Source organism: Arcobacter thermotolerans, from assembly GCF_983172305.1.
Genome location: NZ_CFAFZJ010000019.1, coordinates 1 through 13,649, shown reverse-complemented (window position 1 = coordinate 13,649; position 13,649 = coordinate 1). Strand labels below are relative to the sequence as shown.

Annotated in this window: 15 protein-coding genes; 3 read left to right on the top strand and 12 right to left on the bottom strand. The window is 25.5% G+C overall.

All coding sequences use genetic code 11. The features are described 5' to 3' along the window. Window positions 1-118 precede the first annotated feature (118 nt). From AC5LG6_RS11090 to AC5LG6_RS11080, 3 genes are read right to left on the bottom strand one after another with little or no spacing between them, the layout of a single operon-like run. Window positions 119-727 (bottom strand): type II secretion system protein, encoded by a 609-nt coding sequence (locus AC5LG6_RS11090; protein WP_498586627.1) that lies wholly within the window; start codon window positions 725-727, stop codon window positions 119-121. Beyond that, complete coding sequence (locus AC5LG6_RS11085) at window positions 724-1,923, bottom strand: ArnT family glycosyltransferase (protein WP_498586626.1); 1,200 nt, start codon at window positions 1,921-1,923, stop codon at window positions 724-726. Before AC5LG6_RS11085 ends, AC5LG6_RS11090 begins: the two co-directional genes overlap by 4 nt. 1 nt (window position 1,924) lies before the next feature. Then, window positions 1,925-2,494, bottom strand: coding sequence for an anthranilate synthase component II (locus AC5LG6_RS11080; protein ID WP_498586625.1), 570 nt, complete (start codon window positions 2,492-2,494; stop codon window positions 1,925-1,927). 167 nt (window positions 2,495-2,661) lie between these two features. Here AC5LG6_RS11080 and AC5LG6_RS11075 point away from each other — a divergent pair, with 167 nt between their 5' ends. From AC5LG6_RS11075 to AC5LG6_RS11065, 3 genes are read left to right on the top strand one after another with little or no spacing between them, the layout of a single operon-like run. Continuing rightward, entirely contained in the window at window positions 2,662-3,672 is a 1,011-nt protein-coding gene (locus AC5LG6_RS11075; RefSeq protein ID WP_066345778.1) for a Fe(3+) ABC transporter substrate-binding protein, read from the top strand. Continuing rightward, the gene (locus AC5LG6_RS11070) at window positions 3,663-5,231 is read left to right on the top strand and encodes an ABC transporter permease (RefSeq protein WP_498586624.1); all 1,569 of its coding nucleotides are present in this window, start codon (window positions 3,663-3,665) and stop codon (window positions 5,229-5,231) included. The genes AC5LG6_RS11075 and AC5LG6_RS11070 overlap by 10 nt, the downstream gene beginning before the upstream one ends. Further along, window positions 5,228-6,160 (top strand): ABC transporter ATP-binding protein, encoded by a 933-nt coding sequence (locus AC5LG6_RS11065; protein ID WP_498586623.1) that lies wholly within the window; start codon window positions 5,228-5,230, stop codon window positions 6,158-6,160. Before AC5LG6_RS11070 ends, AC5LG6_RS11065 begins: the two co-directional genes overlap by 4 nt. On the opposite strand, the gene AC5LG6_RS11060 is transcribed toward AC5LG6_RS11065, so the two are convergent. The 9 genes from AC5LG6_RS11060 to era all read right to left on the bottom strand — a co-directional run bounded on the left by AC5LG6_RS11060 (window position 6,157) and on the right by era (window position 13,424). Beyond that, the gene (locus tag AC5LG6_RS11060) at window positions 6,157-6,486 is read right to left on the bottom strand and encodes a type II toxin-antitoxin system RelE/ParE family toxin (protein WP_498586621.1); all 330 of its coding nucleotides are present in this window, start codon (window positions 6,484-6,486) and stop codon (window positions 6,157-6,159) included. The two genes, AC5LG6_RS11065 and AC5LG6_RS11060, sit on opposite strands and share 4 nt — an antisense overlap. Next, window positions 6,483-6,764: a type II toxin-antitoxin system Phd/YefM family antitoxin gene (locus tag AC5LG6_RS11055; protein ID WP_260879308.1), complete on the bottom strand. Its 282-nt coding sequence runs from the start codon at window positions 6,762-6,764 to the stop codon at window positions 6,483-6,485. Before AC5LG6_RS11055 ends, AC5LG6_RS11060 begins: the two co-directional genes overlap by 4 nt. 74 nt (window positions 6,765-6,838) lie before the next feature. Then, window positions 6,839-7,411, bottom strand: a complete 573-nt coding sequence (gene folE / locus AC5LG6_RS11050) for a GTP cyclohydrolase I FolE (RefSeq protein WP_066152469.1) — start codon at window positions 7,409-7,411, stop codon at window positions 6,839-6,841. Between the two features lie 24 nt (window positions 7,412-7,435). After that, window positions 7,436-8,386, bottom strand: a complete 951-nt coding sequence (gene corA, locus AC5LG6_RS11045) for a magnesium/cobalt transporter CorA (RefSeq protein WP_434226391.1) — start codon at window positions 8,384-8,386, stop codon at window positions 7,436-7,438. 10 nt (window positions 8,387-8,396) lie between these two features. Next, entirely contained in the window at window positions 8,397-9,581 is a 1,185-nt protein-coding gene (locus tag AC5LG6_RS11040; RefSeq protein ID WP_498586619.1) for a type II secretion system F family protein, read from the bottom strand. Further along, complete coding sequence (locus AC5LG6_RS11035) at window positions 9,581-10,936, bottom strand: GspE/PulE family protein (protein WP_260937631.1); 1,356 nt, start codon at window positions 10,934-10,936, stop codon at window positions 9,581-9,583. The genes AC5LG6_RS11040 and AC5LG6_RS11035 overlap by 1 nt, the downstream gene beginning before the upstream one ends. Then, entirely contained in the window at window positions 10,911-11,624 is a 714-nt protein-coding gene (locus tag AC5LG6_RS11030; RefSeq protein WP_498586617.1) for a hypothetical protein, read from the bottom strand. The genes AC5LG6_RS11035 and AC5LG6_RS11030 overlap by 26 nt, the downstream gene beginning before the upstream one ends. Further along, window positions 11,608-12,501: a hypothetical protein gene (locus tag AC5LG6_RS11025; RefSeq protein ID WP_498586615.1), complete on the bottom strand. Its 894-nt coding sequence runs from the start codon at window positions 12,499-12,501 to the stop codon at window positions 11,608-11,610. The genes AC5LG6_RS11030 and AC5LG6_RS11025 overlap by 17 nt, the downstream gene beginning before the upstream one ends. A gap of 38 nt (window positions 12,502-12,539) precedes the next feature. Continuing rightward, the gene (gene era, locus AC5LG6_RS11020) at window positions 12,540-13,424 is read right to left on the bottom strand and encodes a GTPase Era (protein WP_066218261.1); all 885 of its coding nucleotides are present in this window, start codon (window positions 13,422-13,424) and stop codon (window positions 12,540-12,542) included. Window positions 13,425-13,649: the final 225 nt, after the last annotated feature.

The window sequence follows — 13,649 nt, the reverse complement described above, 5'->3', positions numbered from 1 at the left end:
TAAAGAACTCTAATTTTAACCTGCTGGTCAAATTGGACGGGAATTATAGTGCCTTTTTTTTGTTTTGTCAAGGGGTTTTTATTAATCTTGGCTTAATTTTGGGAATTTGTAAAAAATGCTAATTTATTTTTTCTATATAGCCAGTTTTTGGGTAAATTTTTATATCTCTAAACTCTTTGGTCTTTGAGATAAATCTAATAGTGCATGGTTTTTTAAGCTCAAGATTTTCACTTGAAAGTTGAGTATAAACTCTTCCATCATTTCCAAAAGAGATTTGTCCTATAGAGGTTGTTGTATTACAAGATACTTGAACATCTTCTATATCATAATTTTTTAAAAGCACAAAAGGGCTGTTTTCTGCATTCTTTTTACAATAATTTGAAGTGAAAATATATTTATTTGTAAGAGGGTCTTTTAAGCTCTCATTTTGATTTATTTGTCCTGTATCATTTGTTTCACTATAAATAGTAAAATATATTCCTCCACCTCTATCTTCTCTACATCTCATAAACTTCATTGTCCATCTTCCCTTAAACCATTCGCTTACTTCAGTTTCAAACTTATCATCTATTAAAGCTTTGTATCTTACATAATTTAAATATATTAAAACTCTATTTGTAACCTCATCAAGCTTATAATTTGGTAACTTTGGTGTAAAAACTGTATATAAAATACCTAAAATTACAATTACAAAAACCAACTCTAGGATTAAAAATGTTTTTTTCATATTAATTTTTTTATGTAAATTGTAAATAACTCTTTTTCATAATAGTATATAGATATTTTATCATCGTAGTTATAAAACTCTTTTGTTGATAAATAGTAATCATTTCCTTCATGAATTTCATAAAATTTTAATCTCAACAACAAATCTTTATCATCTAATATTATATTATTTATAGCTCTATTCTTAAGCTCATTTGATAACTCTTTAGCAATATGATATTGATAAACAAAGTGTTTTTGAGGATTTTGAATTATTAAATAAAGAGGTTTGTTTACAAATGTAAAAACAACATTTATTCCCAACATTACCACAATTAAAATTGCTGCTATATTGTAATTTGTTCTAAACTCTTTTAATCTTACTCTATATGAGTGTAAAAACATTTTTACCATAGATGGTATAGCAATAACAACATAAGGGGCAAAATCTTCGATATATATTTTTTGTCTAAAAGATACTAATATGGATAAAATAAGTGCAGTTGCAGAGATATAAGTTGTTAAATCAACTTGTTTTATTACTATTAATCTATAAATAACATATAAAAAATACAAAAATAGTATTGGAGAGAATATAGCTGCATAAATTCCAACTGTATCTATTAAAAAACCTCTTGGCTTTCCATCTGTTGATAAACCATAGATAAATAGTGAAACTACAAATAAAACTGAAGAGATATACAACAACTTTCTATCTTTTGTTTTTAATGAAAAAAGAAATAGTGCTAAAAATAGTATCGCAAACGAGTTATCAACAAGTAATAGAAATGGTAATAAATAGTATAAATGTTTTTTATGTTTTTGATAAAAATAGATATACAAAAGAGTAAAGAAAGTTACAATAATAGCTGTGTTTACAAGCAATGAAGCACTTAAAACTCCAGGAAGAGACATAAAAATCAAAACAGATATAAATCTATCTTTTTCATATTTAAAATAATCTTTTGTAATTAAAAACATTAAAATTACACCTAAAGTATAAAAAACAATAAAAGGTACCCTTAAAGCTAAATCATTATGTCCAAAAATATATGTAAAAGAGTTTGTGATAATAGACAAAATTGAACTGTTGTAATATAGATTTAAAGCCTCTTTATATGAGATACTTAAAGAGTAATTTGCTGTTATAAGCAACAAAGATACAATAAAAAATAAAATTAAATAAAAATAGATTGTATATTTGTTTTTTGTAAACATATTATATCTTTAAAAAATTATCTATAATTTTGTGGCCATATTCACTCATAATTGATTCAGGATGAAACTGAACTCCATAGATATTTTTACCTTTTACCTCTAAAGACATAATTTCACCATCATCCATACTTTTTGAAGTTACTATAATATCTTCTGGCAAATTATCTTTTTGTACAATCAAAGAGTGGTATCTTGTTTGAGTAAACTCTTTTGGTAAGGTATCAAAAATTTTTGTATCTTCTAAAACTTCTATTTTTGAAGTTTTCCCATGCATCATATTTTTTGCACGTACTACTTTTGCCCCAAAAACCTGAGCTATTGCTTGATGACCTAAGCAAATTCCAAATATTGGTTTTTTTCCTGCAAAATACTCTATAACTTTTAAACAAACTCCAGATTCATTTGGAGTAGAAGGTCCTGGAGAGATTATAATTTTACTTGGATTTAACTCTATAATCTGCTCTAAAGTTAACTCATCATTTCTTACTATTTTCAAATCAGCTCCTAATTCTAGGCAATATTGAACAATATTGTATGTAAAACTATCGTAGTTATCAATCATTAAAACCATTTTTTATCCTGTAAATTTTTTTTAGATTATACCAATAAATAATAAAATATAAAATTACATACTTTTGATAATCATTCTTAATATTAAGAGTTATTAAAGCTTTCTTACTATACTATTTCCTTTTAAATTTAAAAATTAGATATTATAAAATAAAAAAGGATAGTTAAATGGTTAAAAAATTGGCTCTTTGCTCACTACTATTTGCAAATATTTTGTTTGCAAGTGGTAGTGAAGTAAATGTATATTCACAAAGACACTATGACTCAGACAAAGCTCTGTTCAAAAAATTTGAGGAAAAAACAGGTATTAAAGTAAACCTTATAACTGCAAAAGCTGAAGAGCTTGTTTCAAGACTATCAATAGAAGGTGCAAATAGCCCATCAGATATTCTTATAACGGCTGATATTGGAAATTTATATGAAGCAAAAGAGAGAGATTTGCTTCAAGGAGTTAGCTCAAAAGTATTGGAAAAAAATATTCCCTCTCACCTAAGAGATGAAGATGGAAAATGGTTTGCTATTACAAAAAGAGCTAGACTTTTCGTTTATAATCCAAAAACTATAAATCCAGCACACCTAGATGACTACTTTTCACTTACAAAACCTGAATTTAAAGGAAAAGTGATAACTAGAAGTTCAACAAATGCTTACAACAAGTCACTTCTTGCTTCTATAATTGCACATAACGGTGAAGAAAAATCTTTAGAGTTCGTAAAAGGTTTAGTAAATAATTTTGCAAGAGATCCAAAAGGTGCTGATAAAGACCAAATAAGAGCAGTAGCTTCTGGTGAAGCTGATATTGCTATTGTAAACTCATATTATTTAGGAGTTATGGCAAATAGTGGTGATAAGGTTGATGAGGAAATAGCAAAAGAGGTAAAAGTATTTTTTCCTGCACAAAAAACTACAGGTGCCCATATAAATATCTCAGGTGCTGGTATTACAAAATTTGCTCCAAATAAAGAAAATGCAATAAAACTAATAGAGTTTTTAACAAGCGAAGAAGCTCAAGGTGAGTTAGCACAAGGAAACTATGAATATCCTGTTAATCCAAAAGTTAAACCAGCTGGAATAGTTGCTTCTTGGGGAGAGTTCAAAGAGGATACAATACCTTTAAATGAAGTTGGAAAACAGACACGAAAAGCTGTTGAAATAGCAACAAAAGGGAATTGGAAATAAAAAATCTAAAGCTTTTAGTAGCCCCTATTTTAGGGCTACTTATATCACTACCAATTTTAATACTAATAATATATTTTCTATTTAATGGCTCTTTTAATAAAGAGTTTTTAGAGAGTAGTTTTTTATTAGAATATTCATTAAATACAATCTATTTAATAATAGGTACTGCAATATTTGTAATAATATTTGGAGTAATAACTTCCTACTTAAGTGCTAGATTTGAGTACTTTGGTAGTAAGTTCTTCTCTGTTTGTTTTATACTTCCTTTGGCTTATCCTGCATATATTTTTGGTTATACTTATGTTGGATTTTTTGAATTTCGTGGACTTTTGTCACAAATTTTAAATGACACATCTATAAAACTTGATATTTTAAATATGAGTGGAGCTATTTTTATCTTTACTATTGCAATGTTTCCATATGTTTTTATACTAGCTCTTGTATCTTTTTCTATGGTATCAAAATCAGTTGTAGAACTTATATCTTTATATAAATTAAATCCGATCAAAGCTTTTTTCACTGTTTATCTTCCTTTATCATATCCAGCAATTTTTGCAGGAACAATACTAGCTATTATGGAGACTTTAAGCGATTATGGAACTGTTTTATACTTTGGAATAGAGACTTTTAGTGTTGGAATTTTTAAATCTTGGTTTGGTTATGGTGATTTAGGTGGTGCTATAAATATTGCAATTATTTTACTTGTTTTTGTATTTTTAATTCTTTTAGTTGAATATAATATTAGAAAAAAACTCAAGTTTTCTAGCTCAACAAACAGTAGCGAAAAGCCTTCTAAAATAAAATTAGAAGGAAAATATAACTTTTTTGCATTTTTAATATCTTTTATAATTGCTCTTTTTACACTTTTTATACCTACTGGGGTTTTGATTTATTGGACTCTTTTGGATATAAACACTCTTGATTTTACAGCATTTGAGTATCTATTTAATAGTTTAAAATTAAATATAATTTCTAGTAGTTTTATAATATCTTTGGCTTTTTTTATTGTATATTTTTTGAGATTTTTCTCTACAAAAGTATCAAACTTTACTCACAAAGTTTCAATGCTAGGATACTCTATTCCTGGTGCTGTTGTAGCTGTTGGACTACTTTTGATAGCAAATTATTTAGACCGAGGATTGGGTTTTATGTTTTTTAGTGGTTCCTTTATAATCTTAATTTTTGCATATACTACAAGATATTTTGCAGCAAGTATAGGAAGTGTTGAAAACGGTTTTAGTAAGATAAATAGCTCTCTAGATGATACAAGCCGAATATTTTGCAAAAATGAAAAAGAGTCTATCTTTAAAATATATCTTCCTATTTTAAAACCATATTTGCTTAGTGGTTTTTTAATTTTATATATCGATATTGCAAAAGAGCTTCCAGCAACTTTGATTTTAAGACCATTTAATTTTGATACACTAGCGGTAAGAATTTATGAATTAGCAAGTAATGAAATGCTTTATAAAACTGGTTTTCCATCACTTCTTTTGGTTATTACAACTGCTAGTGCTGTATTACTTTTAAATTTTAAACCAAAAAGAAAGAAAAAATGAAAAAAATAGTTGAAATAAAAAATTTAAGAAAAATATTTTGTAAAGGCAATATTTGTGTTGCAAATAGTTTAAATCTTGATTTAATAAAAGGCGAAATTTTTACAATTTTAGGAACTAGCGGGAGTGGTAAAACTACATTTATAAGGATGCTTGCAGGACTTGAAAAACCTGATAGCGGAGAGATAAAAATAGATGATAATATAGTTTTTTCAAAAGATGTTGATATTGAGCCAAATAAAAGAGGTGTAGCTATTGTATTTCAAAACTATGCTCTACTTCCTCATCTAAATGTTGCTTCAAATATAACTTTTGGAAGCAATGCTAGCAAAGAAGAGTTAAAAGATATTTTAGAAAAAACAAAACTAAAAGGGCATGAGAATAAATACCCGCATGAACTAAGTGGTGGACAACAACAAAGAGTTGCTCTTGCAAGAGCTGTTATAAACAAACCAAAAATACTGCTACTTGATGAACCTTTAAGTAACATAGATACGGAACTAAGAAATATTTTGAGGCTTGAACTAAAAGAGATGATAAAAGAGTTTAATATAACTGCACTATTTATCACTCATGATAAAGAAGATGCTTTTTTCTTATCTGATAGAATTGCTATTATGAATGGTGGAGATATTTTGCAAGTTGGTACTTGTAAAGAGCTTTATAATAATCCAGAAGATTTATACTGTGCAAATTTTTTAGGAAAAATATCACAAATATCTGACAATGAATACATAAGACCAGAAAATATAAAAATCTGCGCAGATGGAAAGATTGATGCTATTATAAAAGATATTGTCTTTTATGGAAGTTTTTATGAAGTTACGGTTGTTGTAAACAACAAAGATTTACTTGTTTATAGCTCTGATGATAGTTTGAGAATCGGGGAAAATGTAAAATTAAACTTTGAAGATAAGGTTTTGAGGTTTTAAAATAGTTTTTTTAGGTAGTTTTTTAAAATATCTTCTATCTCTTCATCGCTGATATTATCTTTTTGAGTTTTTGAGTAAATTGAGATTAATACAATATTATCTTCCACTTGATAATATATAATAACTCTAAAACCACCACTTTTACCAGTTGGTATTGATGAGTTTTTTACTCTTTTTTTATATAAATTTGAACCTAAATCAACTCCAAAATCTTTATTTATTGTTATATCTTGAATTAAATCTTGCAAGTCTTGTTTTAATAGTTTAAATTTTTTGGATAATTGTTTTGCTTCTTTTAAAAAATTATTTGTATATTGTATATTCAAAGCTCATCCCATAATTTATCTATAGATTTAGTTTTTCCACTTTTCATATCATCTAAACCACTTTGAATAGATTTTAAAATCTTTTTTGATTCAACTTCTTTTAGAGCTTCTTTCATACTTTCATACTCATCTTTAGAGATAATTACTGCTTCTACTTTATTGTTTTTTAAAATAGCAAGTTTTTCTACAGTGTTATCTTGTATTTGTGCTAGATAAGTACCAAACTTTTTTGCAAACTCTGATGAGGATATAAGTTCATTTGTAGAATATGTTACCACAATATACTCCTTTATATTATCCGTAATACTTTACGGTTATTATACCATCATTTTAAATTATTTTATATAATTAGCTACTTTTGAAAAGAAGCTGAAACTATACTCAAAAACTCATCTTTTGTTTTTTTATCACTTTTAAAAAGCCCTCTTAAAGAAGAAGTTATAGTTGTAGAACATATTTTTTGCACTCCTCGCATCTCCATACACATATGTCTTGCATCTACAATAACTGCAACTCCTTTAGGCTTTAAATGCTCATTTAATGCATCACAAATTTGCTCAGTAAGTTGCTCTTGAATTTGTAATCTTCTTGCAAAAACATCTACTACTCTAGGAATCTTTGAAAGTCCAACAACTTTTCCATTTGGAATATATGCAACATGTGCTTTTCCAATAATTGGCAACATATGATGCTCACAAAATGAGTAAAACTCAATATCTTTTACAACAACCATTTCATCATTTGTAGATGTAAAAAGTGCTTTTTGAATAATCTCTTTTGGGTCAAGTTTATATCCACTAAACATAAACTCATAAGCTTTTCTTACTCTTTTTGGAGTATCTAAAAGTCCTTCTCTTGTAACATCTTCATCAATATAATTTAAAATATTTTTTATTGAATTTTCAAACTCTAACTCTTTATTCATAATATATTATTCCTTTTAAAAATTTCATATCCAACCTTTTTTCTTAAAAATTATCAAAGGCGTAACAGCTGCCAATATCATAACTCCTATAGAAAAAAGGTAACCATATTCCCAATTTAGCTCGGGCATAATATCAAAGTTCATTCCATATATACTTGCAATTAGCGTAGGTGGAAGGAAAATAACATTTACAATAGTAAAGATTTTTATAACCTTATTTTGCTCAACACTCAAAAGTCCCACAAAAATATTTTGCAAGTAATCAAGTCTCTCAAAATTAAAATTAGTGTGATCAATCAAAGACCTAATATCCTTTAACATAATAGGAAGTTCACTTTTATCATCTGAAATCTTTTGTGATTTTAACAAAGAGTTTAAAATTCTTTGTTTATCTGTAAGATTTTCCCTAATTTTCATATTTAAGTTTTCAAATGCTGACATCTGTTCTAATAAATCTTCATTTTCTACATCATCATTAAATGCCTGTTTTCTAATAGCTGCAATATCTCTTCCTAAATTTTCTATAATATCAGCATCAGCATCAATTCTAATATCTATAATTTGTGAAAATATAGAGTATCCTGTTTTATACTCTCTTGGGCTTGCTAGAAGTTTTTTAATTGAAGCATCAAAACTTGCTAGTTTTTTATATCGAACAGATATTAAAAGTTCATCTTGTAAAATAAAAGAAACCGTCTCATTTACAGGCTCTTTTTTATCATTTATAAGAAAATAACTATTTATCTCTATTCTATTTCCTTCTTCCCAATACCTAGAACTAAGTTCAATCTCTTCACTCTCTTGTTTTGTAGGAAACTCAATATTAAAAATACCTTCAATAGCTTTTACCTCTTCCATAGTAGGGAAAAGCATATCAATCCAAATAACACTTTTTCTATCTTCTATATCATTTAGATATTCAACACCTTCAACTACAGTTAATCTGTGTTGTTTTTTTACGTAACAATTAATCAAGGTTCCTCCTTTATCTAATCATACTTCCCATATCCCAAATCGGCGTAAATATTGCAAGAACTATAAAAAGAGTTAAGCTTGCCATTAATAGAAGAAATATGGGCTGTATCAATAAAATTATAAAATTTATACTATCATCAAATCTATTTTTATATATCTTTTTAACTTCATAAATTGTAAGTTCCAAAGAGTTTGAAACTTCACCTGTATTTAAAAGGTTCAAAACTATATCATCAAAAATATCTACGTTTTTAAATGAGTAACTAATTGTTTTACCATTTTGTAATAAATTATCAATAATTTGTATTTTATCCAACAAATATTTGTTTTTTACTAAAAGTCTTGAAGTTTCAAATGCTTTATGAAACTCATACTTTGATTTTTGCATTATATCAATCATTAAAAATAGTTTATAAAATTCAAAATTTTGGTATATTTTACTACTTATTGGTAGAGTTTTAAACAAAAACTTATCTAAAAAAGAGCTAAAACTCTTGCTAATTTTATAGAAAATCCAAATAAAAAAAAGAACTAAAAAAGGGATAATGATTATAAAAAGTGTATGATTTACAAAAAAATTTTCCATAGCTAATAAAATTTTTGTAGCAATAGGAAGGTTATTTTGTGATTGTGCAAATATTGTTTTAAAATTTGGAACAACAAATAAAAATATTATGAAAATTGATATCAAAAAACTAATTAGTAAAAATATTGGGTAAGAAATAGCTTTATAAAAACTCTTTTTTATATCTTTTGTTTCATTCAAAAGGGTAGAAATTGCCTCAATATTCAAATCCAAATTTGCACTATTTTGAGAAATCTGTAAAAATGATTTAACAGTATCATCTATTTTAAATCTCTTTAACTCATCTTTTATTGGTTTAGAGTTTGAAAATGAATAGTTTATAGTTTTTAAAAACTCTACAATCTTTTTCTCTTTTCTATTTTTTATCAAAATCTCCAAAGCATCACTTATATTTATATTTGATTTTAACATCAAATTTAACTCATAAAATAGTTGTGCTAATTTTTTATTGTCAATTCTAATCTCTTTTTTGAATATATTAAATATCTTATTTATCTCTTTTATTTCTAAAATATTTTTGGATTTTTTAATAAATAAAAGTTTATCATCATCGACAATATCTACCTTTATTTTCCCATTTTCCTGATATTTAACTCTATATTTTTTCATCAATAATTTACCACTTTATAAACCTCTTCTAAAGTGGTTAAACTATTTTTAACTTTTTGTTTTCCATCATCTAAAATTGTTTTAAAATTTATATTTTTTAAATACTCTTTTAACTCATTAAAACTAGCTTTATTAAATATCAAAGAGGATATCTGCTCATCAATTTTTAAAATTTCAGCAATAGAAGTTCTATCATAAAATTTTGTAAAGTTACACTCTTTACAACCATTTTCACAACTCTTACAGTGAGCCAAAACCAATCTTTGTGCCATAACTGCTTTAAGAGTTGTTGAGATTAAAAATGGGTCAGCTTTTAAATCTATCAATCTTGTAATAGTTTCAACAGAACTTGAAGAGTGAATACTTGCAAGTACTAAATGTCCTGTTAATGATGCTTGAAGAGCAATATCAAGTGAAAATTTATCTCTTATTTCACCAATAAAAATAATATCTGGATCTTGTCTTAAAATATTTTTTAATACCAGCTCAAAACTAAGTCCTACTTTATTATTTATTGGAACTTGATTTATACTATCAATTTTGTATTCAATAGGATCTTCAACTGTTATTATTTTTTTATCATCACAATTTAGCTCTTTTAAAATTGAGTAAAGAGTTGTAGTTTTACCACTTCCTGTTGGTCCACTAATTAAAATTAAACCTTGAGTGAATTTTAGTACATCTTTTAGATCTTCATAAATATTTTGACTAAGACCTAAATCATCTAATCTTTTATCTATATTTTTATTATCTAATATCCTTAAAACAATTGATTCTGCTTGAATTGTTGGCATTGTTGAAAGTCTAAAATCATACTTTTTATCATTTATATTTCTTGAGAATCTTCCATCTAGTGCCAAACGAATTTGTGTCATATCTAGATTTGAAATTAATTTTACAAAGGATGAAAAAACTCTAAACAACTCCTCATCAAAACTAAAAAAGATTCTTAATCTTCCATCAACTCTAAATTTAAACAAACATAAATCTTGATACTTTTCAATGTGAATATCACTTGCTCGTTGCTCAATTGAGTAAAGAATTAACTCATCTAAAAAATATGATGTAAATTTCTCATCATCATTTGAAGAGATAGATTTTAATGCAGATTTATGCAAGTTTACTCTTTTTTCAATATGAGCTAAAATAAAAAGAATATCTTGCTCTTTTTCTTCTATAAAATTTATAATTTTTATAAAATTATCTTTTATTTTATCTATATTTGAACTAGGACAAATAGCTATTTTTAAACTAATACTATCTTCATATATTGGAACAATTTTATTCTCTATAAAATACTCTTTGTCATATTTTTCAAATAGAGTGTAATCAATTTTTGTTTTTAAAATACTCAATACTATTTACCTCCAATTTTATAATATCTTTGTTATTTTTCAATATCACGTAATCACTAGCAATAGTTTCTATCTTATAACCCAAAACTTCATCATTTAATTCAAACCAAGTACCATTTATGAAGGTATTATTCCCTACAATTGCATTTATTTTAAAATCTGGTCTTACAATAATTTCTTCTTTATATTCATCTTCTTTTGTTCCATTTATCTCTTCTTGCTCTATATTTATTATATCTTTAACTTTTTTATTTTTTAAATAATATTTTGATACATCAACTCTTACATCTATTAAATAAATATCATTTTCAATTTTTTTCAAACTCAAAAAATCAATTTTTGTAAAACTATTTATCTCTTCAACTTTTTGCAAAAAATTTAATAAATAATCTCTTTTTCCTTTTAGTTGAATTATAATTTGCTCTTTTGAACTTTGAGTTTTTTGAATAATTAAATTTTCACTTTTTGCAATATCTTCAATTTTATTTGATAGTTCCAAAATAGAATCTGTGAATTTTTTATTCTCTATATTTAGCAATTCACTATTTTGAACATTTTGATTCTCTTCAATTTTTTCATTATAAAATAGTACATAGCACAAAAATAAGAGAAGAATAGGTAATAAATAAAGCTCTATTTTTGTTTTTAAAGAGCTATTTTCAAAACTGTTTTTAAAGTTTGCCAACATCAATTGTAGCCTCAAAAATTTTACTCTCTTCACTAAAGTGAGTAGAAGATGATATTATATTTTCACAACTTTCTAAAAATTTATCAATATTTTCTTTATTTGAAGAGCTTACAACAATTTTTGCAGTATCGTGTCTATAATCAAAAGAGTTCAAAACTAATCTATTTTTATCAATATTTTTTGATATAACATAGAATTTTTCTTCAAAACTATTAAAAGTAATTTTGGATTTTATTGATTCAAAATCTATAATTTCCTCTTTTTTTTCAACAATATTAAAATAAGTATTGTAAAAATAGTATCCAATACATAAAATAGACAAAAGATAAAAGATATAGATGTAAAATGAGAAATTAGATTTTAAATCAATATATTTAAGTCCATCTTTGTTGATATTTTTTTTATGATTAATTTTTTGATTTTTTTGAATAAAATCTTTTTTTAACTTTTCAAATTCATCTTTTGAAACTAATTTTATGTTAGATATATTAATATTAAATTTCTTATTTAAAAATTTTATAAAATCATCTTGATTTAAATCTTGATTTATTTTTTGATAATAAAAAAATTTCTTATCTTTGAATATTAGAAAAAAATTACTATAAATTAAAAGTTCAAAACCTTCAAAATCTCTATTCTCATAATAAGAGTAAAATGCTTCAAAATCAAAAAAAATAAATTGTGAATTTACTACAAATACTTGATACTCCTTTGGATATTCAAGATAATTTACATATAATTTATCACAATTTTCTAAAGATATATTTTTTAATTTTAAGTTTGATAAAACAAAACTCTTTAAATATCTATCATCTATTTTTTCAGTAACTTCAATATCAACAACAATAATATCATTACTATTAGCAAAGAAAACCATATTTTCCCCTAAAAAATAGATTTCAAAACATTCTAAAACTAAATATCTATATCATACCCCATAGATTTTAAAGCATCTTTATTCTTAGTCCAATTCTTCTTTACACTAACAAATAGCTCAAGAAAACACTTTTTACCACTAAGTTTTTCTATCTTAATTCTTGCAGCTTTTCCAATTCTTTTAATCGCTGTAGCCTGCTGACCAATAATCATTCCTTTTTGACTATCTTTTTGAACAATTATAGTGGCTCTTATTACATCAACATTTGGTTTCTCTTCTATCTTATTTATCATTACATCAGCTTCATAAGGTATCTCATCACTAATATTTTCAAAGATAGACTCTCTAATAAATTCTTTATATAGGTCTCTTAAATGTTCAGTTGTCATAATTTCAGGATCAAACAAATATGGATGCTCTGGTAAATACTTTACTACAACATCTAAAATATCAGATTTTTTTGTAGCTTTTTTTATAGAGATTGGTATCATTGCCTCATATTTATCACTATACTTCTCGTACTCTTTTAATTTAAGCATCAACTCATCATTATTAACAAAATCAATTTTTGTAAGAAGTAAAATATGTTTTGTATTTTTTTTATTTTTTTCTAAAAAATCTTCATAATATTTTAAACTATCTGTAACTGGAGCTAAAAAAAGTATTAAATCACAATCTCCCATGGCTTTTAAAGCTTCATCTAACATAAATTGATTTAGTAATTTCTCTGTTTCATGAATTCCTGGTGTATCCACAAATACAATTTGATCTTCTTCATGCATTACTATAATATTTGATCTTCTTCTTGTTGCATTAGCTTTGTGTGAAACCATAGCTATTTTTTCACCAACAAGCCAATTTAATAGTGAACTTTTACCTGCATTCGGACGACCAACAACTGAAACATATCCACATTTTGTCATTATTTTATTTGCCTTTTTCTATAAGTTTATAATAGTAGCATAAATTTTATCTTTTTCTAGTTTATTTCATAATTAATAAGTTTTTTGTAATTTAAAAAAGTAAGAAAACAAGAAGTAAAATAAAAAAGCTTACCTTGACCTACTTTAAGAGTGTAGTAAGACAAGATAAGCTCTTTGGATATAATAAAAACTCAATGAGCTGGCAGCGACCTACGTTTCCACCGG

Coding starts and splice junctions, on each gene's coding strand:
- AC5LG6_RS11075 (WP_066345778.1), top strand. CDS start 2,662: ATGGTTAAAAAATTGGCTCTTTGCTCACTACTATTTGCAAATATTTTG.
- AC5LG6_RS11080 (WP_498586625.1), bottom strand. CDS start 2,494: ATGGTTTTAATGATTGATAACTACGATAGTTTTACATACAATATTGTT.
- AC5LG6_RS11090 (WP_498586627.1), bottom strand. CDS start 727: ATGAAAAAAACATTTTTAATCCTAGAGTTGGTTTTTGTAATTGTAATT.
- era (WP_066218261.1), bottom strand. CDS start 13,424: ATGACAAAATGTGGATATGTTTCAGTTGTTGGTCGTCCGAATGCAGGT.
- AC5LG6_RS11030 (WP_498586617.1), bottom strand. CDS start 11,624: ATGTTGGCAAACTTTAAAAACAGTTTTGAAAATAGCTCTTTAAAAACA.
- folE (WP_066152469.1), bottom strand. CDS start 7,411: ATGAATAAAGAGTTAGAGTTTGAAAATTCAATAAAAAATATTTTAAAT.
- AC5LG6_RS11085 (WP_498586626.1), bottom strand. CDS start 1,923: ATGTTTACAAAAAACAAATATACAATCTATTTTTATTTAATTTTATTT.
- AC5LG6_RS11040 (WP_498586619.1), bottom strand. CDS start 9,581: ATGAAAAAATATAGAGTTAAATATCAGGAAAATGGGAAAATAAAGGTA.
- AC5LG6_RS11065 (WP_498586623.1), top strand. CDS start 5,228: ATGAAAAAAATAGTTGAAATAAAAAATTTAAGAAAAATATTTTGTAAA.
- AC5LG6_RS11025 (WP_498586615.1), bottom strand. CDS start 12,501: ATGGTTTTCTTTGCTAATAGTAATGATATTATTGTTGTTGATATTGAA.